This window comes from Lachnospiraceae bacterium oral taxon 500 (assembly GCA_002999035.1).
In the GTDB taxonomy this organism is placed as follows: domain Bacteria; phylum Bacillota; class Clostridia; order Lachnospirales; family Vallitaleaceae; genus W11650.
In genome coordinates, this window is the sequence record CP027241.1 from 2,099,192 (window position 1) to 2,121,843 (window position 22,652).

At 35.3% G+C, this 22,652-nt stretch carries 19 protein-coding genes and 4 pseudogenes; all 23 read left to right on the forward strand.

Annotated elements, in window-relative coordinates:
• Positions 1-637 precede the first annotated feature (637 nt).
• The 23 genes and pseudogenes from C3V36_09515 (at position 638) to C3V36_09625 (ending at position 22,624) form a co-directional block, all read left to right on the forward strand.
• Complete coding sequence (locus C3V36_09515) at positions 638-973, forward strand: hypothetical protein (protein AVM69459.1); 336 nt, start codon at positions 638-640, stop codon at positions 971-973.
• Positions 974-991: 18 nt separating this feature from the next.
• On the forward strand, positions 992-1,498 hold the full coding sequence (locus C3V36_09520; GenBank protein AVM69460.1) for a DUF1877 domain-containing protein: 507 nt from the start codon (positions 992-994) through the stop codon (positions 1,496-1,498).
• Positions 1,499-1,610: 112 nt separating this feature from the next.
• Positions 1,611-1,860: pseudogene (locus tag C3V36_09525) on the forward strand (hypothetical protein).
• A gap of 70 nt (positions 1,861-1,930) precedes the next feature.
• Positions 1,931-2,797: a hypothetical protein gene (locus C3V36_09530; GenBank protein AVM69461.1), complete on the forward strand. Its 867-nt coding sequence runs from the start codon at positions 1,931-1,933 to the stop codon at positions 2,795-2,797.
• Between the two features lie 79 nt (positions 2,798-2,876).
• On the forward strand, positions 2,877-3,293 hold the full coding sequence (locus C3V36_09535; protein ID AVM69462.1) for a hypothetical protein: 417 nt from the start codon (positions 2,877-2,879) through the stop codon (positions 3,291-3,293).
• Between the two features lie 44 nt (positions 3,294-3,337).
• Positions 3,338-3,757, forward strand: a complete 420-nt coding sequence (locus tag C3V36_09540; protein ID AVM69463.1) for a hypothetical protein — start codon at positions 3,338-3,340, stop codon at positions 3,755-3,757.
• Positions 3,758-3,781: 24 nt separating this feature from the next.
• Positions 3,782-3,982 (forward strand): transcriptional regulator, encoded by a 201-nt coding sequence (locus tag C3V36_09545; GenBank protein AVM70507.1) that lies wholly within the window; start codon positions 3,782-3,784, stop codon positions 3,980-3,982.
• Positions 3,983-4,227: 245 nt separating this feature from the next.
• Positions 4,228-7,932: a hypothetical protein gene (locus C3V36_09550; GenBank protein ID AVM69464.1), complete on the forward strand. Its 3,705-nt coding sequence runs from the start codon at positions 4,228-4,230 to the stop codon at positions 7,930-7,932.
• Positions 7,933-8,746: 814 nt separating this feature from the next.
• Positions 8,747-9,142 carry a hypothetical protein gene (locus C3V36_09555; protein ID AVM69465.1) on the forward strand — a complete coding sequence of 132 codons (396 nt, stop codon included), beginning with the start codon at positions 8,747-8,749 and terminating at the stop codon, positions 9,140-9,142.
• A gap of 104 nt (positions 9,143-9,246) precedes the next feature.
• Positions 9,247-9,648, forward strand: a complete 402-nt coding sequence (locus tag C3V36_09560) for a hypothetical protein (GenBank protein AVM69466.1) — start codon at positions 9,247-9,249, stop codon at positions 9,646-9,648.
• Positions 9,629-9,739 (forward strand): annotated as a pseudogene (locus C3V36_09565) (MolR family transcriptional regulator). The gene C3V36_09560 and the pseudogene C3V36_09565 overlap by 20 nt, the downstream one beginning before the upstream one ends.
• Positions 9,740-9,916: 177 nt before the next feature.
• Positions 9,917-10,252, forward strand: a complete 336-nt coding sequence (locus C3V36_09570; protein AVM69467.1) for a hypothetical protein — start codon at positions 9,917-9,919, stop codon at positions 10,250-10,252.
• Between the two features lie 130 nt (positions 10,253-10,382).
• The gene (locus C3V36_09575; GenBank protein AVM69468.1) at positions 10,383-11,168 is read left to right on the forward strand and encodes a hypothetical protein; all 786 of its coding nucleotides are present in this window, start codon (positions 10,383-10,385) and stop codon (positions 11,166-11,168) included.
• A 238-nt stretch (positions 11,169-11,406) separates the two neighbouring features.
• A pseudogene (locus tag C3V36_09580) lies at positions 11,407-11,766 on the forward strand (TetR/AcrR family transcriptional regulator).
• Complete coding sequence (locus C3V36_09585; GenBank protein ID AVM69469.1) at positions 11,753-12,835, forward strand: beta-carotene 15,15'-monooxygenase; 1,083 nt, start codon at positions 11,753-11,755, stop codon at positions 12,833-12,835. Before C3V36_09580 ends, C3V36_09585 begins: the two are co-directional and overlap by 14 nt.
• Before the next feature lie 581 nt (positions 12,836-13,416).
• The gene (locus tag C3V36_09590; protein ID AVM69470.1) at positions 13,417-13,779 is read left to right on the forward strand and encodes a nitrous oxide-stimulated promoter family protein; all 363 of its coding nucleotides are present in this window, start codon (positions 13,417-13,419) and stop codon (positions 13,777-13,779) included.
• Between the two features lie 77 nt (positions 13,780-13,856).
• Positions 13,857-14,444, forward strand: a complete 588-nt coding sequence (locus tag C3V36_09595) for an SMI1/KNR4 family protein (GenBank protein AVM69471.1) — start codon at positions 13,857-13,859, stop codon at positions 14,442-14,444.
• A 130-nt stretch (positions 14,445-14,574) separates the two neighbouring features.
• Positions 14,575-15,789 (forward strand): hypothetical protein, encoded by a 1,215-nt coding sequence (locus C3V36_09600; protein AVM69472.1) that lies wholly within the window; start codon positions 14,575-14,577, stop codon positions 15,787-15,789.
• A 393-nt stretch (positions 15,790-16,182) separates the two neighbouring features.
• Positions 16,183-17,247: an AAA family ATPase gene (locus tag C3V36_09605; protein ID AVM69473.1), complete on the forward strand. Its 1,065-nt coding sequence runs from the start codon at positions 16,183-16,185 to the stop codon at positions 17,245-17,247.
• Complete coding sequence (locus C3V36_09610; protein ID AVM69474.1) at positions 17,240-19,474, forward strand: serine protease; 2,235 nt, start codon at positions 17,240-17,242, stop codon at positions 19,472-19,474. Before C3V36_09605 ends, C3V36_09610 begins: the two co-directional genes overlap by 8 nt.
• 14 nt (positions 19,475-19,488) lie before the next feature.
• Positions 19,489-21,219, forward strand: a complete 1,731-nt coding sequence (locus tag C3V36_09615) for a hypothetical protein (GenBank protein AVM69475.1) — start codon at positions 19,489-19,491, stop codon at positions 21,217-21,219.
• A 104-nt stretch (positions 21,220-21,323) separates the two neighbouring features.
• The gene (locus C3V36_09620; protein AVM69476.1) at positions 21,324-22,193 is read left to right on the forward strand and encodes a restriction endonuclease; all 870 of its coding nucleotides are present in this window, start codon (positions 21,324-21,326) and stop codon (positions 22,191-22,193) included.
• A gap of 36 nt (positions 22,194-22,229) precedes the next feature.
• Positions 22,230-22,624: pseudogene (locus C3V36_09625) on the forward strand (hypothetical protein).
• Positions 22,625-22,652 lie beyond the last annotated feature (28 nt).

Below are 22,652 nucleotides of genomic sequence, written 5' to 3' on the forward strand. Positions count from 1 at the left end.
TAATGAAAAATGATATTTTAATTTCGTAGGTAAGGATGAATGCTCAAGGATAAATTAAAGTTTTGTGCTTGCAATATGCTTGCAAAAAATCAGATAAACAGAAATAAAATGGATAATAAGGCTAAAATCGATAACAAAACCATTGATTTTATCCAGATTATATAAAATGAACTCAATGGACATATTGAGTTGGAGTAGATAAAAACAACACCACACCCCCAGTAAATACAAGGGGTTGTGGCGGTTTTATATGTATTGAGTACAGAATGAAAAATATTATAATCATTTTTTAGGAATGCTGCTGACTGAATTTGCAGCACGCTTTTCATTTGGTGCTGGTGTGGTATAGTAACGTAGTATAAGGCTTGCGAATAGAAAACAAATAGAAAAGAATCGAAAATACAAAGAGTAGCGTTAAATTATCTTTTGTAGGAATACTGAGTGCTACAAAAAAGTAGCCGAGATAACTTGGAAGATAAGCATCGTTTGCTGACTCAATTTCAAGAATATTGCCATTTATGCAGTTGTTCGATAGAAGATAGCTAAGTTTTATACAAATTATTGAGTTCGTCTAGCCAAAAACATTGGAGACTATTTAAACATTTGAATTTTTCGTACAAGCAAGAAGGGGGAAGAAGTGGAAGATAATGTATGCCGAATCATAAAAATAAGTAAGGAAGCCTTGTTGGAATTTATATATGAAAATTTCATAAATCAGGAAGAAAAGCTCTTTGATTTAGACACGAAAGTCGGTATCAGCAATTATTTTGATATAAATTGGGAGACAGGTGAGTTTCTATTTTTAGCACATAATGGTGAAGATGCAGAGGAAAATACTATCCCATTTCCTAAGGACATAGATATCAAAAAAGTTATGGGCAAATTGCCTGATACGACGGATTCTGTTTTGAATTCAGCTAAGAATTATAAGGAATTAACTTTCGAAGAATTAAGAAGCTTAAGCAATGATTGAATCTGTGAGGAAATGAAAATGGGAATAATAGCCAATTATCAATATTTAAGTGACAAAAATTTAAAAGAGCTTAAAGCTTTTTATGCGAAAGAAGATGAGATTTTTGAAGAAGTTGAAGAGCGGAGTAAAGAGGCGGATATACTTTTTGATTTAGACAAGATGTGGGATGCACTTCATTTTGTGCTTACAGGAGTAAGCAGTCTCGAACCGGTAAAAAATGATCCTCTCAGTGAAGCTGTTGCGGGACGGGTTCCTATTGAAGATGTGGAAGAATATCTAGCTTACACAGAAAAATCAAGGATTAAAGATATCGTTTTTGCTCTTGAGCATTTTGACATAGAGGAGGCTATGGAAAATTTCAGTATGAAAGAATGTAAAAAAGCAGACTTATATCCAAACATTTGGGATTATGAGGAAGAAGTGGATGAAATAAAAGAAGAACTAATGGACTGCTTTCAAAAGCTGAAAGATTTCTATAAAAAAATATTAGAAGTGAATGGTAATGTAATGGTCACTATTTGCTGAAATAATATTGGAGAGATTTTTAATTGGATGGTGAGGTGAGAATATGGGAGGATGCGGACTAAAATAATTTTAACAGTGATAATTAGAGGACGAATACGAGGAGATAATTGAAATGGAAAACTTAGAGGTTTTTGAAAACGCATGTAGATACTTCTTGGAGAATATCAGTGAGTTTAAGGATCTCTTATCTGAAAAAGTACCTGCATTAAAAAATTCGGATTGGTTATATAATAAGGGAAGTACCAAAACCTGCAAAGCAGATGACACCGGTAAGAAAAAGAAGTGCAAAGTCGGACTGGAATATACCTCAAATTTCTATTTTAGGATTTATCTCTGCAAGATATAAGAATAGTGATTTTTAATAGGCATGCGTTACGAAGTATAAAAATTGCAGAAATATTATAAAAAATTCAAATAATTCAAGGAGAAAAAATGGCATATACACAAGAGAATTTTCAGGAATGGATATTTCACATATCCGATAAAATGGATGAATTTACAGATGAGTTCGCCAAAGAGAATCATTTAATTCTGGATTATACGCTGGCTTCTTTGGATGACTTGGAAAAATGGATCTTGGAGCATTATTCCGATGCACATGAATTAATAGCGGACGCCAAGATTTTAGACCGATTGGGCATTTATATCGGGGAGACTTATAGAAAATATCTCGGCGGCAAGTGGGTCATAGATTTGAAAAATAAAAAAAATGTTTATTACGCTATGCCGGCTGTGTCGGATCCATATTATCAAGATAAGTTATGTATTTCTCCTATGCCTGATGCAACTGCTTGTATCAGTAGGAATAGAGGGAATTATATCAGCCGGATTCTAATAAATCGTATATCAGAAAGAACAAAGACAATCGACAAGTTGGTGGAATTTATGGAAAATGAGTGTTATGCCATGGATTCATTTTCCGTCGAGAAATATCAGATTACGGAAGATTTGTTTTTAGACAGGGATGGCGAAGACTATGTCTTCGGATATTCGGAAAAAGGCAATAGACATGTAGAAAAGCGCTTTGAAAATCAACAAGATGCCGTTAAGTATGTGTTTAAACAAATTTATGAATGCCGGTTAGATGATTCTCATCTGGTGGCATGGACATGGGATAGTAAAGAGATTGAAGCAGCGGAAAAAGAATTGCAGCAGATGTTTATTTCTTTTAAACGAAATGACATTCCAGGCTTTGACTTAGACGGAAGAACCGCATATAGAATCTATGCATTCGGAAAGAATATAAAGTATCTGGATGATTTTCAAAAGAAGTACAGAAGGGACTTGTCAAATAGTTGATAAATCCTGCTTTGTAGATATATTAGGATTTTAATATTCAAGGTGAAATAATAAATCAATAGCAGGAGGGATTATTTCAATGGGTGAAAATATCGTAATTGATTTGAAGCAATATTTGATTGAATTAATAGAACATCTATGCAATGAAAATGTTATTGCTCCTATGAGAGTAGATGATTTAGATAGTCAAACTTTTAACAGTCTTGTTATTTTATTAAGGGATTCACTCAAAGAAGAATATCCAAAAACAAAGCTGAAACGAACTATGAAAAGCATTCATTATGCAAACGGATTCCGTGACTTGCCTTTAAAAGAAAGTGCTTTTTTACTTGATGAGATTGAACAGTATCTCAGTATCAATAAATTTCTTGATCATGATAAATCGGTTGAATACTTTAATACGCGGATTACATCTGACGGATTTGAAATAAACCCGGAAAGTTTAGTTTTGGTTATGATAGAAAGCTTGCTTTATTGTAAGAAGAAATCTAAATGATACATGTATGAATTGAGATTTGCAAGGCTGGGATTGGTATAAGTATGTATATAGATAAAATAGTCATAGAGAATAAAAAAATCAATAAAGATCAATTTTTTACAACAGGTTATTGTCCCGAGATAAAGAAACATTTGCTGTGTGTTCATATTTCTTGGGTTGCTGGATATGACAGATATTATAAAATGGATGAAGGAGATTTAGCACTTTATGAAGCCGAGCAGGAGAAATTTTGCAAAAAATATGAAAAAGAAATCAACGCATATAGAACAGAGAGATTGATTGGTGCAGGGGCATTAAGAGATTATGATTTTAGATATTTGCCTGATGAAGTACTGAAGACTTTGGACAAGTATCCTCCGTTTGAAGGATATTGTTATAAAGACGGACTTCTTTATGCAAGAATAAAGATAGGAAATATCATTTTTAGCATTCCGCCAGTTCAAGATGAAAAACAGATGTAACGTTTAGTATAAGAGTAGAAATTGATAAATCTAGGTTTGAATAAAACGGAAAAGAGAGTAATAGAGATTTTGATAGAAAATTCGAGTGTAACATCCGTTGAACTGGCAGAACAAATAGGAGTAACAAAGAGGACTATCGAAAGAACATTTAAGACTTTACAGGAAAAGAAGAGGATAGAAAGGATCGGATCAAAGCGTGATGGGAATTGGATTGTGGTGAGATAAATAAACAAAAATGAAAAAAATCAAACAATTATTTGGAAATGTGTTATGATTTCCGTTAAGCTGATAGAAAATATAATTAAGAGGAGATTTTATCGATTTTAATGAGTTGGTTAATACAATGCATAAAATATTTGTAAGGGAAGAAGATAATATGAGGCCCCATATTTTGGAGTGAAAAACAGATTAAAAGAGTCATAGAGAGTATTAGTGAAGATTTAGTAACTATATACATGGAGGTGTGAGTATTGAATAATGTAAATCTTATTCAAAGAGCAATCATCCAATTGGAGGGAGGGGCCTTTCAAAAATTGTTTGATGTGTATCTGTATAAAAAATATAAGTTTAAAAATATTCAAACATTAGGCGTTCAGACGGGCACTAATAAACCTACAAAGGGCACACCTGATTCCTATGTCTTAACTGATGATGGAAGTTATATTTTAATAAACTACGGAACTGTGAGCTCACAGTCAGCAAAGAAAATACGTGATGATATTTTATCATGTTTTGATGAGTCGAAACTTTTGCTGCCTAAGAATAAAATAACAAAAATCATTTGCGGTCACTGTTCCACGAACATTCATATAGAACAGTTTAATAGTATTATGGAATCTATTGAAGGTGTTGAAATTGAACTTATCGGAATAGATACGCTTTCACATGATTTGGCATTGCTTTATCCACATATTGCAAAAGATGAACTTGGCATTACAATAGATACAAATCAATTTTTTGAGGTAGAGGATTTTATTAAAGCCTACGATTCTAATGGTATAAATGCACCTATTAATTGTGATTTTTATCACAGAGAGTCAGAGATTACTGAGACATGCAATAGTATACGTAATACTAAAGTTACCATATTGACAGGACCATCAGGAATCGGAAAGACTAGATTGGCCGTAGAAGCGTGTCGAAAACAAGATGATGGAATAACAAAAGTTCTCTGTGTCAAAAGCAATGGAAATCTCTTATATGAGGATATTAAGTATTACATTTCTGATCCAGGAAGATATTTGGTTTTCTTCGACGATGCTAACATGGTTGTAAGCCTAGATAATGTGCTTGGTACTATTTTGACATTGTCAACAGATTTTGATATTAAGGTACTTATTTCGGTAAGAGACTATGCCAAAGATAGAGTAATAAAGGCGGTATCGCGGTACGCAACACCGAGCATCATTGAAATTGGACGATTTAAGGATGATGAAATAAGGGATATTTTGAAGTCTGATTTAGGAATAGTGAATTCGGATTATCTTAAGAAGATTGTTGAAATTGCGAATGGAAACATAAGGCTTGCTTTTCTTGCTGGTATGAGGTTAATAGATGATGGATATCGGGCAATACGTAATGCTGAGGATATTTTTAAAAATTACTATGGAAGAATTATTGATGAAGCGAAACTGACAAAAGAAGATATTCTTATGTTGTTCTTCATTGCTATAGCTGGCCCGGTAAAGAATAATGAAAACCAGTTGTATAGTGATATGAAGAAATTGTATGGTGCGGAAATTGTTGAGGATAATATAATTGAACATTTGTATTCTTTGGAATTAGTAGATTGGTTTAAAAATGAGATTACAAAAATTGCAGATCAGAGTCTCGGTAATTATATATTATACTATGTGTTATTTGAGAAAAGGTGGGTAAGTGTAGAAAGTTTGATTTCCATTGGATTTCCTAGATTTCGTAATAAGATTGTATATGCATTGAATACGGTGATGGAAATATTCAACTCGCAAGAGTGTGCAAAATATATGAAAGATTCAATAATTGCTGCTTGGGAGAATGCGCCTGTTGGACAGGGAAAGGAATATCTCGAATCATTTTGCCAGGTTAATCCTGATAAAGCCTTATCTATAATAAAGAATCACATTGATCAAGAAGCACCTGTGAATTTTGACTTATGTAGTTTTGATATTAACTCTAAGAAAAACTATCACAATATTATGACTAAGGAAATAGAAATATTAGGCGGTTATAAGTACACGGAGAACTATGAGGATGCAGTTGATCTTCTGATGCGGTACTTTAAAAAAAGACCGGATCTGATAATGGATTTTTATCTTGTACTAAGTGAGCGATTCTTATATGACGAGCATTCATATAAGTATAAATATAATCATGAAACACGCCTAATAGATAAGTTGTGGTGCTATACAGAAAAGGGAAAAAATTACAATAACAGTATATTATATTTACAAATTGCGGAAAGTGCATTAAAAACAGAACTATCCTTCACTGAAGAGGTTAGAAATAGTAGAGCGATAAATTTCGTAAGAATGACAATCGGGTTCACTGAAGAAATAGCTGATATGAGAACTCACATATGGAAGAATCTAGCTATTTTACGAAAGAATGAAGAGTATCATTATGTTATTAATGGTATTCTTTTAGGAGTGCACTTTAATGGATTGAATAAAGAGGACTCCAAGAAATATCTATATTCAGATTTTAATACAATATATGAATATATAATTGACAAAAATACACCAGATTTTTTTGATGCGAGGTTTGTGGCAAGATACAAAGAGATAGCGGAGCAAATCGGCATAAAGCCAGACCGACGATTCATGATTGCTGAACGAAATCCAGAATTCAGAATATATAAAATGTTGACTCGTGAGCATGTAATTGGTAGAACAATAAATGAAGAGGAGCGATTACGTAAAGAGTCTATCTCAAAAGAAATAAGCGCATATGATTTGAAAGATTTCCGTGAATTGTTTAGGGTATGTAACTTTTTGAAAAAGACAGTCGATGATAGAGAGCAATGGCCTTTAAATAGGGGCTTAGATTATATTTTTGAAATCATAGAAGACGATAGTAAGCTGTATTTGAAGGTACTCGAAGAGTATTTTAATGCAAATGCACCATTCAGGCTAAATGGATATCGCCAGATAAAATATATGCTTGATCATATTGGATACGAAGCAACGTATTGTTTTGTAAATAATTCTGTGTTTGATAAGAAAGATGTTTGGTTGTCGTTAATTTGGGAGTGCGTACCGGAAGAAAATATAGATGAAAAGATAGTTAATGACTATAAAACATTTGTACTAAATAATTTAACGAAAGATAATCCTATAATTCCTGCAGTTCAAGTTGTGATACGTTATGGTGAACGAGACAGTGAACTCAAAGCGGAAGTAATCAAGGCGATAGTGGGTAATCCAGAACTTTCGGCAAGCTTTTTGGGCTATGCCTATTATGATGACGATATTGAGGAAATTTTTAATTTTTTTAGAAATGATATTAATGCATTGACGTGTATTTATATAAGCGCTTTAACAGTTGGTTGCCATGTTGATTACGATGGGAAGCTTTTTGTAAAGATATTTGAACAGCAGCCTGCTATTTGGAATGAATATGTAGATTGGGTTAAGATTAAAGATAATATGCGCGGAGATGGTAATGAACATAAAATTTTTGAATTAATATGGAATGTCGATCAGTGGCGTGAATGCGTGGAATATGCATTTAAGGTTTTTATAGATGATGACAAGTTTTTTTGTATAAAAGAACCAGAGGGGTTACTGTTTGTTAAAGCAACTGATGCAACCATATTTGAACGAAAAAAATCGTGGTTGATTGAAAAGTTACGAGAAAACAGCTTAGACATTGAAAGATGTAAAAAACTCATTGATGTGGTTGTAAATTTTCTTCCGGATTGGAAAATGGCATATATTCTCGAATTTTTGAAAGCCAACAAGAAGCTGGAAGATTTCAAGAAAATACACTTATTTCCTTCAACATGGTCATGGTCAGGAAGTGAGATTCCACTTATTATGGAAAAAATAGACTTCCTCAGATTATTGAAGGACAACCTTAAGGGAATTGATTATATTGACCATAGAAAATATATTGAAGATTATCGTATGGATCTTGAGAAGTATAAAGAGAAAGTGGAATTAAGAGAATATCTTGAAAATGCCGATTACGCATAATGAAAATGTAAACTGTAGGTTTGTCAAACATATGTTACACCATGATGTAAAAAATTAAATAAGTTTTCTTGGGGAAAGACTCATTTAAGAAGGCGAATCGGGAAGCCATTATATCGTCTGTTATGTGCAATTAATTGTTTTTTAAATAAAAGGTATGAGAGGCATAAAAGTATTCATTGTCTTTTCGGTGAGAATGTTCCACCTTCCCATTATGTCGGGGAGTAAACTGCCGGATTTTCTGTGGTGGATACCATAGTCGGCTAATTTTTCTTCAAATAGAGTAAGGTTGGATTCAGTTGAAGTCTTCCTGAAGCGTTTTGTAAACTCAAACCTATTATCTGCTTGCACGCACTCGACCGGGAAAGGAAACGCTTTTCGGACATGATCTAAAAAAGCTAGAAGAGTAGGTACTGGCTTTTTCAAAAGGTTTTACGAAGCGATAGCGGGGAAAACTCATCAATGGCAGTATATTGATAGAATTTAGAGGATGCAGCCTCTCCTGTTAAGCAAGAAGAAGGCGCGTGTTTCACATTGATTTGAATGCATTGTCCCAGATAAGTCCTTACACTTATGGGTAACGGAACTTACAGGTATGACTAAAGAAGAAATCGAAAATAGCAGCAACAATCCGAACTTGTAGAAATTAGCAATGTCGTCTGGTTGTTCACCGGCAGACCAAATGCTTTGCATTTGCCGCACTTCGTGCTCTTTATCTGCCGGTGAAGCGCCGCAAAATGAATATGCCCGCTACGCGGTCGCATTCATTTATGCTTGCGCGCTTCAAATTGAAAGTTGACGATGATTGGAGTTGAGAATGTCTGTAACAAGCTTTATTCATCTAAAAGAAGCAGAAAATAGGGATTTTGATATAAAAAAATTTAATAGAGATATTGAGGAAAAATATCCGGGTACAAGTACAGAGCAGAGTAATAATCAGTCACTGTCATACGATATTTGTTGGGAAAAATATTCGGCTCGATATCAATTTGAGTTAAGAATAGATAGAAAACGATGCACGTTTGCAATAGAGTATTTTAATTCAAAGGATAGGATTTGGGACTACGCAAATTTTATTCTGTGGATAAGGATGTATTTTCCAAAAGAAAAAGAAGTGGTTTTAGTTGATGAAAATTATGAGGATCAAATGCCGCTTTCACCAAATGAGTCAATAGAGGATATCAAAAAGTGGTTAGAGAGAGTTGGTATATAGATACCAAAGAATACCTTGTAAAAGACGGCTCGCTTTGTGGTTATTTGTTCCGTTATCTGCACTGTGGAACATCCATGGGTAGATGCTAAAGGGAAGGGGAAAATATGAAAACTTATTATGTATGGATCGGAACGCTTGAAGAGAGCGATTTTGAGCAATACTGGGATAATGAGCCTTATGAAAATGAAAGGGAACTATGGAAGAAAGGACAGAGAGCTAAACCGAGTGAGAACTTAAAGTGTGGATTTTGCAGGGAAATGGGCTTAGAAGAATTGGACAAAAAAGATTTTTGGTTTTCTGTTAGGGCTTCTTTATGTAATGTACGAGAATTGGCCAAAGACTATATTGCAGATTTAGGTGAATTTGAGAGAAAATGTAAGGAGAAAGGGATTTCAGAGGGAAACGTAATCTGGGGTGCCGCAGTGAAAGATTTTCCTGATTTAGAGCCGGAAGCTTGTAATAGTATGTATTATGTTGGGACGATAGAGGTGTTATTTTTCAGATGAAATCTATTATGATCCTTGTGATGAAGAAGCTCCGTTTGGGAGTGATGAAGGGCATGATGCATTGATCGAATTACAAGATTTGCTCAGAAAAAATCCTCAGGCAATGGAACGAATGTATCGCCTTATTTGGGGATGGGAGGATGAACAAAGCCCTTATCATATCGGTAGAATGAGAGAAGATTTAAACAAATTTGTGAAAGAAATAGGTTAAGCTGATATAGAAAGGAAGATGTGATAATCCGTTTTATAATTATCACACAAGAAAAATATGGTTGGAAAGTATCCGGTGGTTACATTATGCGGTAGTACCCGTTTTAAAGATGAGTTTTTGGAAGTTCAGAAAAAGCTTACACTGGAAGGCAATATTGTTATTAGCGTAGGCCTTTTTGGCCATTCGGGCGACTCTGAGGTTTGGGAAAATATGGATGAAGGGACATTAACTAAAACCAAGGAAATGCTGGATGATATGCATAAACGTAAGATAGATATGGCAGACGAGATATTCGTGATAAATGTTGGGGGTTATATTGGGGATAGTACAAAGTCTGAGATTAAATATGCTAAAGAGCATGGAAAAACCGTAAGGTATTTAGAAGAGGCATAAGGAGAAGACGTAATCTAAATGGAGGTAATTCTTACTAGAAAAGGATATACAAAATTGTTTATATTTTAGATAGAAGCGGATCAAGAAGATTACATCAGAAGTGTGGTGAAAAGAAAAGGGGGCGCAAGTAATGTCAATAAAAGGAGCGGTTTTAGGCGATATATTAGGTTCGCAGTATGAGTATAAGAGGCCAAAGAATTTGGATTGGCAGAACATTCCGCTAATCATAGAGGGTAAGGCAAAATTTACTGATGATTCGGTTATGATGCTTGCAATAAAAAAGGCGCTTATTCAAGAAGCTGATTTGGTAGAGACTATGGTTGAAGTTGGACAGAAATATCCGTTTTGTGGCTATGGTTCTAAATTTTTCTGGTGGATAAATGGACAGGACCACGAGCCATATAACAGTTGGGGTAATGGTTCTGCTATGAGAGTGGCTTTTGTGGGGGAGTTTTACGAAGACCATGAAGAAATGCAGACTATGGCAGCAAAAACAGCGGAAGTCTCCCATAATCATCCGGAAGGTATTAAAGGGGCAGTTGTAACGGCAACTTGTATCTGGATGGCAAAGCATGGTAAATCTAAGCAGGAAATTTATGATTATGTTTTATCGGAATATCCGACAGGAGAATATGAATACAGCATAGGATACAGCTTAGATGAAATCAGACCACGTTATAAATGGAATGAAAGCTGTCAGGGCTCAGTTCCGGTTGCTATGCGATGCTTTTATGAAAGCAGTAATTATGAATCATTTATTAGAAATATCTACAGCTTGCTGTGTGACAGTGATACTTTTGGGGCAATTGCCGGCAGTGTAGCAGAGGAATTTTATCATGGATTTGGAGATATAGATGCTGATGGTATATTAAAGAATCATTTGACAGAGGATTTATATGAGATCCTTGTAATGTAAAAATACATATGCTCATTCCAGGGACGGCTGTGATAGAACGTGCTGGCAGGAAGGCTTTGACTCTCCAATTTCTTGTTTGAGAGCCGGAGCCTTTTTTATGGCTTTTAAGCATGGCTTTGGGTTCTTGCAGTCAACGCATTATATCACCCGGACTCGGTTAATGCGTGTAGGGCGCATTTTCGAAAAATATAAAAGAGCGCAATTTTAATGAAAAATGCATTTATATGAATAGATTATCATGAAGATATTTTTGCGAAAAAATAAAAATCTGACAGAAGCTTTAGTTGAATATGGCAAAGAAATTGCAGAGATCCTATTTGACGAAAATGCCTATATGATTTATAAAAACCGATATTTATATTGGAATGAGGATTTAAACAAAGGCTGGGAGTCATCGCATAAAAATCGGGAAGAATTGTTTGAGAATATGGGTGAGAAGGGAGCGATGGATTTAGAGAAAATGTATTTTATAAAGTCAATTATTCATAGCCTGATAGAGAGGCTCTTTCAGGAAGGCTGGAATAAGGAACAGTTTATAGAAAAATATATGAAACATTTGAGTTGGATTGAGAAAGGGATAAATTATGGCAATCGTTGAAAGCATATTTGATATTGCATATTTAAGCATAGTTTTATCATTGGGTATAAGACTGCTGTTGGAGAAGTCGAAGGAAGCGAAACTGTTTGGAGTGATGGCGATAATTTTGGGCTTAGGGGATTCGTTTCACTTACTTACAAGAGTTATATCACATCTGAGCTATGGGGGCTTTGAAGCTAACGCTCCCGCTCTTTCGTGGGGCAAGTTTATAACCAGTATAACCATGACAATTTTTTATGTTTTGTTCTACTACTATTACAGAAGTCAAAGCCAGGATGACAGCACATTGAAAAGGAACATCATATATGCTTTGGCATTGATTAGAATTGTGTTAACGGTTCTTCCGCAAAATAACTGGGGTACGATGTCTGAAAATTATATGTTCGGGATATACAGAAACATTCCCTTTGCGATAATGGGAGCCTTGTTGATTTATTGGTCTTACAAGGAAAGGGCCAAACCCGGGCTGAAAAATATGAGCTTATATATTTTGCTGAGCTTTGCATTTTATGTTTCGGTGGTGCTTTGGGCGGATAAATATCCTATGATAGGGGCTCTTATGATGCCGAAAACTATGGCATATTTAATCATCGTTGTTTTGGGATATCGCCATTTCATCACCGGATTTGAAAAGAAAAACATATTAGGGTTATCCTACACATCCTTAATTATGGGATTGATCGGCGGTGTTTTTTACAGAGAATTCACAAAGTTTTATGGCTATCAAGCCGAAAATCATCTTTCAAAGCTGCATGTCCATGTTTTAGTCCTTGGATTTTTATTAATGTTGATCCTTTATATGATATCTAAAGAATATGAGGCTAAGAGAATGGTATCTCTGAAAAAACCGATTTATGTGTTTATGTCAGGATTTACCTTTACCATAGTAAATATGACGCTCTTAGGAATTTATGAGGTCGTTAGTGAAGGAAAAGATATAGTAAGCAAACCTGCTCTGGAAGGGCTTTCCGGCCTTGGACATATTGTTTTGGCAATAGGGCTTGTCCAGATAGTTCTAAAAGTTTTTCAACATGAAACGGTTAGCGGTTTTAAGCAGACAGAAGCATAATAAGTGTTTGCTGATTAAATAATTTCAAAGCGATTTATGCCCTTGTTTCCCTTCCTTTCGGGTTCGGAATGAGGGCTTTTTTACATGCTTTTGCAGCAAAAACCTTCGCCTGTATCGGGGAGCCAAAAGATTTAGCTACAAGTAAAAAACTTTCTGTGGTATAATATACGCGAATATACTGTGAGTGCAGCTTCCTGCGAAAACAGGCGTAAAACGCTTGCGTTTTAAAGCCCGCTTTCGCAGGAAGCTATATGAGCGGTAACGCGAATCGAAAAATGGTTTCATTTTTCGATTGCCCTGACAGCTTAATGGTGGAGTATATGCGAATCGTTTCCTGAGAAACAGGCGTAAAACGCTTGCGTTTTAAAGCCCGCTTTCGCAGGAAGCTATATGAGCGGTAACGCGAATCGAAAAATGGTTTCATTTTTCGATTGCCCTGACAGCTTAATGGTGGAGTATATGCGAATCGTTTCCGGAGGAACAGGCGTAAAACGCTTGCGTTTTAAAGCCTGCTTTCGCAGGAAGCTATATGAGCGGTAACGAAGGAGAGCCGCAAGAGAGCCGCATGTGGAGGATGATTTATGAATGAGGAAAGGATAGAAAAGAATCGAAGGGATGAAATACAGCTCGTCTCCCGGATGATTGAACTTTATTGTCGTAAAAAACACAAAAACTTATATAATACCACGGTATGCGATGATTGTAAAAAATTGCTGGAGTATGCTTGTTCAAGAAGTGAACGCTGTCCGTTTATGGAAAATAAGACGTTTTGCAGCAACTGTAAGGTTCACTGCTATTCCCCGACAATGCGAAAGAAGATAAAGGAGGTGATGCGTTATAGCGCTTCAAGAATGCTCCTGTATCATCCGGTTATGTGCATCCGGCATGCAGTGGTAAGTTTAAAAGGAAAATTTAAAAGGGAAAGTAAGATGCGGAAACGATAGGCAAATTGATACGCCAATTCCTTTCGGAAAAGCAAATGATACCAGAGAATGATAAAAGGGTACGAGGAGTAAATGATATGAAGATAAGCAGCGAGTTAAAAAAGATAGAAAAGTATATATGTGAAAATTTTGAAGATTGGGATTTGGATGATCCGGTGGAGGAAGAATATCTTGATGATTATCAGGAAATAGCGGGAGCCTCTGAGGAAGATATGGCATCATTTGAGGAGAAATTTGGTATCATTTTGCCTGATGAGGTAAAAGAGCTTTACAGGTATAAAAATGGAAGTAAATATCTAAGTATATTGCCATGTGTTATTGATGAAAGAGAGATGGCATTTTGCTTAATGAGTTTAACGGAGATGGAAAACAAAAAGAATTATTTTCAAAACAGGGATGCCCTCTTAACAGAGTTTACTGAGTATTTTACAAGTGAAGACCTTGATAAAATGCGAAACAGCAAGATAAAGCCTTATCTCTTTAATAAAAAATGGATACCTTTTGCCCGGTATTGCGATAGCTGTTATCTGATACTTGACTTTGATCCGGATAAAGAGGGAAAAGAAGGTCAAATTATTTGCTATATCCATGATCCGGATGAAGTTATCTATGTTGCAGAGGGGATTACGGAATTGATTTCTAAAATTATGGAAGAGATTAATTGATATGACAAATTTTTAAGAGGAATCATTATGAATGGGCAAATGTTTCCAGTGGGAGAGTGACGGAAAGCTTAGATGAGTTGTTTTGTTTAAGACAGGAGCAGCGAAAACGATTCAAAAGGAGGTGGGACAAATGTTACAACTGAAAGCATTATCAGGGGTGATACTGTCGCTATTATTCACTCTGTTTTTAACCAATGCTGTATTGGCAGACCTTCAGCACATCATCCAAAATATGCCCCCCTTTATCGATGTGGATAGGGCGGCTTGGTATTATGCGGATGTACAGATTGCTTATCAGAGCAAATTAATCAACGGCAAGACAGATACTTTATTTGCGCCCGAAGATGATATGACAGTTGTGGAAGCCGTTAAACTTGCGGCGTGTATGCACCAGCTAAAAAAAGAAGGTGCGGTCAGTTTATCGGCGGGAGCCGATATTTGGTATCAGCCCTATGTGGACTACGCTAAGGATAAGGGCATCATAGCTTCCGATCTTAATTGGGGTCAAAAAATCACTAGGGCAGGCTATATGCAAATCTTTGCCCGGCTTATTACGGATGACGAGACGAAGCTGAATGATGTACCGGATGACTTCATACCCGATGTCAAGATGACCCACCCGGATGCAGATGCTATTTACAAGCTCTATAGGGCGGGCATTGCCCAAGGGGTAGATGCCGACAGAAACTGTCAGCCATCCGCCTATATTAAGAGAAGTGAGATTGCGGCCATCCTCACCAGAATGGTAAAGGAGAGTTCAAGGATAGTATTTATGCCGGGGCAGAACTTAATGATCAGAGTGCAGCCCCAAGACGCTGAGGATAGGTTGGGCAATAGGGTAAGTCTCGAAGTTATAGTTAGTGGCGGCAAGGAACCTCTAAGCTACCAATGGGAATATTTTGATGAAGCGGATAGAGTATTTAAGAAAAGCGTATCCGAAGGCAATACCAGCAATCAACTGAAAGTTCTGGTAGAAGATAGAGTCTGCGAATACCGCTGCATAATTCGAGATGCGGCCGGCAAACAGATTATAAGCAATACGGTGAAAGTAGAAAGATACATTTCTGAGAAACTAACGATAACAAAGCAGCCGGAGCCCCAAAAGGGAAATATCGGGAAAATTGTGAAGCTAAAAGTCGAAGTGAGCGGAGCGAAGGCCCCCGTCACTTATCAATGGGAGTATTCTGAAAATTCGGATGGACCTTTTTATAAAAGTGAAGCGATAGGCAATCATACGAAAGAGCTGACCGTAGCCATAGAGAATACAGCCTACTATTATCGCTGCTATATCAAAGACAAAGAAGAAAAATCCATCCATAGCGCCGCCGTCCTTGTGGCAAAGTAGGACGAAGGGGATGAAGATGAAAGTGTAAATAAGCGTTTGTTGATGAATGATTGCAGCTTAGGCTTACTAATTTTCCTTCTTTGTTTTTTTATATTCATTTTAGATACCTCTTGTGTTTTTAGATTTTGCCAACTGTCAGGTCAGTAATAATCTAAAGTTACTTGAGGTATTTTCTTTGTTAATTTCCGACCATATTTTATAAACAGAGAAGGGACATTTTCTACCGGGAATAAAAAAATATTTTTTGTCCCAAAATGTATACATTTGTCCTAATGTGTGATATAATGATTATCAAAAATAGAAATGGAATAAGCCAAACAGATATAAGATTATAATTGCCGAAAAACTTTCGATACATACCCAAAAATAAAGTAGTAAACAGGAGGAGTCGCCATGAAGAAACAAAATGTGCTCAATTTAATAAAGTTTCATGTAGAGAGAAATGAAACAGCCTTTCGCAATGAAGCCATTCAGATCGCAAGGTATTTTGATAGCATTGGGGATAGTGAATTAGCAGAGTACATTATGGGATTAATTTCAGAAGCTAATTTATATATTCCGCAAAGTAGTGATTTTGAAAGTGAATTTTTAAAGCAAATGGATATCAGAGAAATGAATCCTTTAAATCTTCCTGTAGAGATTACAGATGATATTAAAGGGATTATCAATGCAGTCAACCATAATGTAGGTATCAATAAGTTCCTATTTGAAGGGCTTCCGGGGAGTGGAAAAACGGAAGCGGCTAAGCACATAGCAAGATTGCTGGACAGGTCGCTTTTTTATGTTGATTTTGAGAATTTGATTGATAGTAAGCTGGGACAAACCAATAAGAATATTACAAATGTTTTTCAGGAAATCAATATGCTTCCTTATTCCAATCGGGTGGTAATATTGTTTGATGAGATTGATGTGATTGCTCTGGATAGGATTAATTCTAATGATGTTCGGGAAATGGGGAGAGTGACATCTACTATTTTAAGAGAACTGGACAGATTGACGGACTTAAATAAAGAAATTGTAATTATTGCAACAACCAATCTATTTTCAAATTTTGATAAGGCATTAATTAGGAGGTTTGATGCGGTTATTAGCTTTAATCGTTACAGTACGGATGATTTGATTACCGTTGCAGAACATTATTTGTCTTCTTTTATAAAGAAATTTAAGGGCATTTCCAAAGATAGCAGATTATTTAAAAAAATTCTCAAATCAGCGGATAAATTGCCTTATCCGGGAGAGTTGAAAAATATTATTAAAACTTCCTTGGCATTTAGTGATACTCATTTGGAGCATGATTATTTAAGACGGCTTTATAACAGTCTGGTTGGAAATCTGGAACAAACAAGTATCAGTGAGCTATATGAGAAAGGTTTTACAGTTAGGGAAATAGAAAAACTAAAAGGAGAATCTAAAAGCACGATTTCCAGAAAACTGAACAAGGAGGATGTGAATGAATAATGTATTGGAGCTTAAGGGAAAACGGTTCATTCAAGCTAACAAAGATGGAAGTGGAGGTGGGCCGGCAATCAATGGCAAGGTAATCGTATCAGAAGAAAAGATGATTCAGTTAGCAAATAAACTCCATCAAATCAAAATGTTTTGGAAAACACAGAAAAGACCATTTCCGGGACTTTTAATTAGCGTTCATTATAATAAAATTGCGGCCAAGAGCAATCGAATCAGTGGACTGTTTAAGGGAAAAGATTCCAATTTTTTAGTGGTTGGTGTCAAATTTAATAAAGAAAAAACGAGGCATATTATTACATATTACTTAGAAGAAAAAGACATAGATAAAAGTATTCAACTGTTATTAGAAGCAAGAGAAGTGATGAGCAAGCATTTCTCAAAAGGGATACAGAAAGCAATCTTTGATAATAAAAAACAGATGGCTGCCGTTCCCTATAATAATTTTTCAATCAATAAATCGAATTTTAAGCAGGTGGTAGCAGATGTTTCGTATATTGATGATTTTGCAATAGAAGAACCGGAACTTGTAAAAAAACAAAGCATTATCACTTTATATAATGTGGGGATAGATACGAAAAGTCTTTTAAGGGAAATAGGAATTGATATTTTATCCAGTAGAATTTTGGATAACCAAACTATTTTCTTAGATGAAAATCAATTGGAAATTTTATTTGAGAAAATGCCATATTTGGTTTCAATGGCAACGGTTGATTTATCGGAATTATCTCCCGAAGATTTCATCAAAGAAAAGCAACAAGATTTACGCTATATTCCGAGTCCTACGATAGAGCCGACCATTGGGGTAATTGATACTCTGTTTGATAAGACAGTCTATTTTCGTGAATGGGTGGATGCTTATGATATGATTGATGAAAATATTCCAACAAATTCAAAGGATTATCGACATGGAACGGCAGTATCTTCCTTGATTGTTGATGGGCCAAAGTTGAATCCGTGGTTAGAGGATGGATGTGGCAGGTTTCGGGTTCGTCATTTTGGAGTAGCTACGGGAGGACAATTTTCATCTTTTTCGATTATAAAAAAAATAAAAGAGATTATCATGAAAAATAGAGATATCAAGGTTTGGAACATTTCTATGGGCAGTAATCAGGAGATCAATGATAATTTCATATCAGCCGAAGCGGCTGTATTGGATCAAATCCAATATGAAAATGATGTGATTTTTGTAATTGCAGGCACTAATAAACCAAATGAGAGTATAGAAAAAATTGGTTCACCGGCAGATTCCATCAATGGCTTGGTAGTAAATGCAGTGACTAAGCAAGGACTATCCACCAAGTATACAAGAAAAGGTCTTGCTTTATCTTTTTTTGCAAAGCCGGATGTCAGCTATTATGGCGGCAGTGAGGAGCAATATATAAGAGTATGTGAACCATTAGGCGCGGCGTATGTAGCAGGAACTTCTTTTGCTGCCCCTTGGATTGCCCGTAAGCTATCCTATCTTATAGATATACTGGGATTTAGTAAGGAAGTGGCAAAGGCGTTGATTATTGATGCAGCTAGAGGATGGAAAGAAAATCCGACCCCAGAGGAAGTGGCTGTTTATGGGCATGGGATAGTGCCGACTAGAATAGCAGACATTGTACAAAGCCAAGAGGATGAAATAAAGTTTATTGTGTCCGATATTAGTGAAAAATGGAATACTTATAATTATTATTTTCCGGTTCCATTAAAGGAGGAGAAATATCCTTATATTGCCAGAGCAACTATGTGCTATTTTCCAATGTGTAATCGTTCGCAAGGAGTTGATTATACGAATACAGAATTAAATTTACATTTTGGCAGAATTAATAACAAAGGAAAGTTAAAAGATATTGTCGGGGATAAACAAAACCAAGAAAACATAGCAGGGGAGGAGATAAGCTATATTCTGGAAGAGGAAGCAAGGGAGCGATTTCGGAAATGGGATAATGTCAAGTATGTAGCCGAAGTGCCAAAAGAAAGTATGCGCCCCAAAAAATCATACACTAATAAAAACTGGGGCATGGAAATTAAAACAAGTAATCGTCTAAATCCCGAAGACGGTAAAGGGATTCGCTTTGGTGTTATTGTCACGTTAAAAGAAATAGAGGGTGTCAACCGGATTGATGAGTTCATAAGAAACTGTACTCTAAATGGCTGGCTGGTAAACCAAATTGACATTCAAAGCAAGGTTGATATTCATAGGAAAGTGAATGAGGAGATAGAATTTAGGTAGGGGGAATATTATCTATGGGAGGAGAAAAGTTGAAATCTAAGATATTTTTGAAAAAAGTTAAACTTGAAAAATATAAATGCTTTGAAAATATGGAGATATCGTTTAAGGATTTAACGATTATTGTAGGGGAAAATAATGCAGGGAAGTCATGTTTAGTTGAAGCATTGAGACTGATTGCTACTGCAGCACGGCAGTCAAAATCTAGAGAATTTAAACAAGCACCGGGGTGTCTTGAATTACCATTAGCAATTAGAGGTTTTGTTATAAAAGTGGAGAAATTAAAAATCGATTTAGAAAAAGCGATATATTTTTACGGTGATGAAGCAGCAAAAATTACAGCTGTTTTTTGCGATGATTGGAAAATAGAAATACATGTAACAAAAGAAGTAGCGTTTGCAGTTTTCTATGATTCCGATGGAATGAATATTAAGAAAAAGATCAAGCCAGATGTGTCGCATTTTAATAATATTGCTATTCTTCCACAGATTGGATTAATTAGAGATAATGAAAGACTCTTGAGTACTAAAACTGTTGAAGAAGATAAAGACACTTATCTAACTTCTTTACATTTTAGAAATGAAATTTTCCTGCACAAAGAAGAATTTTTTGAGGAGTTTAAAAAATTATCAGAAACTACATGGTTTGGATTGGAGATAAATGAAGTTGAATATAATTATGGTACAAGTGAATATTTAGAGTTTTTTTTAAAAGACAATTCTTTTCCAGCAGAAATTGCAGACATGGGAAGTGGTATAAAGATGTGGTTACAGATAATGTGGTTTTTAGCTAGAACTAAAAATAATGATATTATTATATTAGATGAACCGGATGTGTATATGCATGCAGATTTACAAAGAAAGCTATTAGACATTGTAAAGATGAGATATCCACAAGTCATTATTGCAACGCACTCCTTAGAAATAATAGGTAGAGTAGAACCAGAAAATATTGTATCGGTAAATAAAAAAGATAAACAGTTACGATATGCTACAGACTCAAGTGCAGTACAAAATATAGTTGATAATATTGGAGGTATACATAATTTGTCACTAATTAGGCTTGGATTAGCAAGAAAATGCCTCTTTGTTGAGGGAAAAGATTTGCCATATTTAAATCGATTTAATGAGATTCTTTATGGGAAAAAGATTGATCTACCAATTTTAGAATATGGTGGCTTTTCGAAACTATCAAATACATTTGGGGCGTCTAATTTATTGTTTTCGGAGAGCAAAGGGAATATTAAATGCTATGCACTTGCGGATAGAGATTATAGAACTGATGATATAGTTGATCAGCAAATAAAAGAAGCTACAAAACAACATTTAGAACTTCATATTTGGGAGAAAAAAGAAATTGAAAACTATTTGATAGATACAAAAGTATTATATAGAATAGTTGAAAGGTATCAGGAAGAATCTTATGAAGATTTTTGTGGCCGGATTGAGGAGCTTGTTGAGGGGATGAAGGATTTAGTCATAGATGGATATGCGGATATGCTGCAGCAGAGAAACAGAGGTATGGAACTTTCTACCTGTAATATTAAGGCAAGAGAAATTATAAAGAATTGTTGGGGGACTCTGGAAAGTAAAATTTCTCTAGTAAATGGAAAAGATTTATTAGCTAAGATTAGAGAATATTGCCAAAGTAAGTATAAAGTTACTCTAACGGATAACTTAATACAAAAAAGTTTTACTATGGAGGATGTACCGATGGAAATAAAAACTGTGCTAGCAAAGGTGCAGTAGATAATAAGATGTGTGTAAGAAGAAAATATAGAAAATAAATAAATAGATAGATAATATATAGAACAAAAAATAGATTTAAAACAAATGATTTTAGAGGAGCAAAAATGAAAACATTATACGATGTACCATCATATAGAAATATGATGAAAGAATTATTTCAAGCAATTAAGGAGTTAGGCGGTTCAGGAACCATTCGTGAAATTGATGAAAAAACGATTGAAATATTAAAATTACCAATAGAAATACAGGAAATAATGCATGGAACTACTAGTGAAACAGAGGTGGAATATCGGCTCGCATGGACGAGAACATATTTGAAAAAAGTAGGAATTTTAGAAAATTCTGCGCGGGGAATATGGGTGCTAACGACTAAGGGAAGAGAAATTCAAGAGATTAATCCAGATGAAATTGTAAAAAAGGTTCAAGAAATGATACTTTTAAAAGAATCAGGTAAAAAAGAAATCAATACAGAAGATGAAAATTTGGAGAATGACGGTATTGATATCCCAGAAGAAATTCAATCTTGGAGAGAAAAGTTAAAAAATGTTCTATGCAACCTAACTCCGGCTGCATTTGAAAGGCTTACGCAGAGATTATTAAGAGAGTCAGGTTTTATGCAGGTGAAAGTTACCGGTAAAACAGGAGATGGCGGGATTGACGGTATGGGTATTGTAAAATTAAACGGTATCATCAGCTTTCACATGTTATTCCAATGTAAACGTTATGCAGGAACGGTTGGAGCGGGTGAAATACGAGATTTTAGAGGAGCCATGCAAGGGCGAGCAGATAAGGGACTTTTTATTACAACAGGAAAATTTACAAATGCAGCCATTGAAGAAGCAAATCGAGCGGGAGCTGCACCGATAGATTTAATTGATGGGGATGAATTAGTAGAAAAATTAAAAGATTTGCGATTAGGTGTTATTCCTATCAATGATTATAGTATTGATGAAGAATGGTTTCTGTCAATATAATTTAGCGAATTTAATTATCTCCCAACCGTAAATACGGGAAGAAAATTTTATCTTAGCTGGTCGCACTATTTGAAACTGATGCGAATTGACAACGTTGAAGAACGTCACTTTTATGAAATTGAGTGTATTACAATCGTATATTGCGTTGTTTTGTATTGTTTGATTTGAAAATTGGTGAACTGAAGCATCAGGATATCGGTCAAATGCAGATGTATGTAAATTTCTATGACCGCAAAGTTAAATTAGAAGAAGAAAATAAAACGATAGGCATTATTTTATGTAAGGATAGGAATAAGGCTATTGTTGAAATGACTTTACCTGAGGACAATGCTCAAATTTTTGCGAGTAAATATGAGACTGTTCTGCCTCAAAAGGATGATTTAAAAAAACTATTGGAAGAACATAGAGCGGATGAGGAAGAAGATTTGTAATTACCTACGATGCCATGGACGAGAAGTA

Excerpts from the sequence above, each read along its gene's own strand:
- C3V36_09520 (AVM69460.1), top strand. The coding sequence starts at position 992 with ATGGGAATAATAGCCAATTATCAATATTTAAGTGACAAAAATTTAAAA.
- C3V36_09530 (AVM69461.1), top strand. The coding sequence starts at position 1,931 with ATGGCATATACACAAGAGAATTTTCAGGAATGGATATTTCACATATCC.
- C3V36_09535 (AVM69462.1), top strand. The coding sequence starts at position 2,877 with ATGGGTGAAAATATCGTAATTGATTTGAAGCAATATTTGATTGAATTA.
- C3V36_09540 (AVM69463.1), top strand. The coding sequence starts at position 3,338 with ATGTATATAGATAAAATAGTCATAGAGAATAAAAAAATCAATAAAGAT.
- C3V36_09555 (AVM69465.1), top strand. The coding sequence starts at position 8,747 with ATGTCTGTAACAAGCTTTATTCATCTAAAAGAAGCAGAAAATAGGGAT.
- C3V36_09560 (AVM69466.1), top strand. The coding sequence starts at position 9,247 with ATGAAAACTTATTATGTATGGATCGGAACGCTTGAAGAGAGCGATTTT.
- C3V36_09570 (AVM69467.1), top strand. The coding sequence starts at position 9,917 with ATGGTTGGAAAGTATCCGGTGGTTACATTATGCGGTAGTACCCGTTTT.
- C3V36_09575 (AVM69468.1), top strand. The coding sequence starts at position 10,383 with ATGTCAATAAAAGGAGCGGTTTTAGGCGATATATTAGGTTCGCAGTAT.
- C3V36_09585 (AVM69469.1), top strand. The coding sequence starts at position 11,753 with ATGGCAATCGTTGAAAGCATATTTGATATTGCATATTTAAGCATAGTT.
- C3V36_09590 (AVM69470.1), top strand. The coding sequence starts at position 13,417 with ATGAATGAGGAAAGGATAGAAAAGAATCGAAGGGATGAAATACAGCTC.
- C3V36_09595 (AVM69471.1), top strand. The coding sequence starts at position 13,857 with ATGAAGATAAGCAGCGAGTTAAAAAAGATAGAAAAGTATATATGTGAA.
- C3V36_09600 (AVM69472.1), top strand. The coding sequence starts at position 14,575 with ATGTTACAACTGAAAGCATTATCAGGGGTGATACTGTCGCTATTATTC.
- C3V36_09605 (AVM69473.1), top strand. The coding sequence starts at position 16,183 with ATGAAGAAACAAAATGTGCTCAATTTAATAAAGTTTCATGTAGAGAGA.
- C3V36_09610 (AVM69474.1), top strand. The coding sequence starts at position 17,240 with ATGAATAATGTATTGGAGCTTAAGGGAAAACGGTTCATTCAAGCTAAC.
- C3V36_09615 (AVM69475.1), top strand. The coding sequence starts at position 19,489 with ATGGGAGGAGAAAAGTTGAAATCTAAGATATTTTTGAAAAAAGTTAAA.
- C3V36_09620 (AVM69476.1), top strand. The coding sequence starts at position 21,324 with ATGAAAACATTATACGATGTACCATCATATAGAAATATGATGAAAGAA.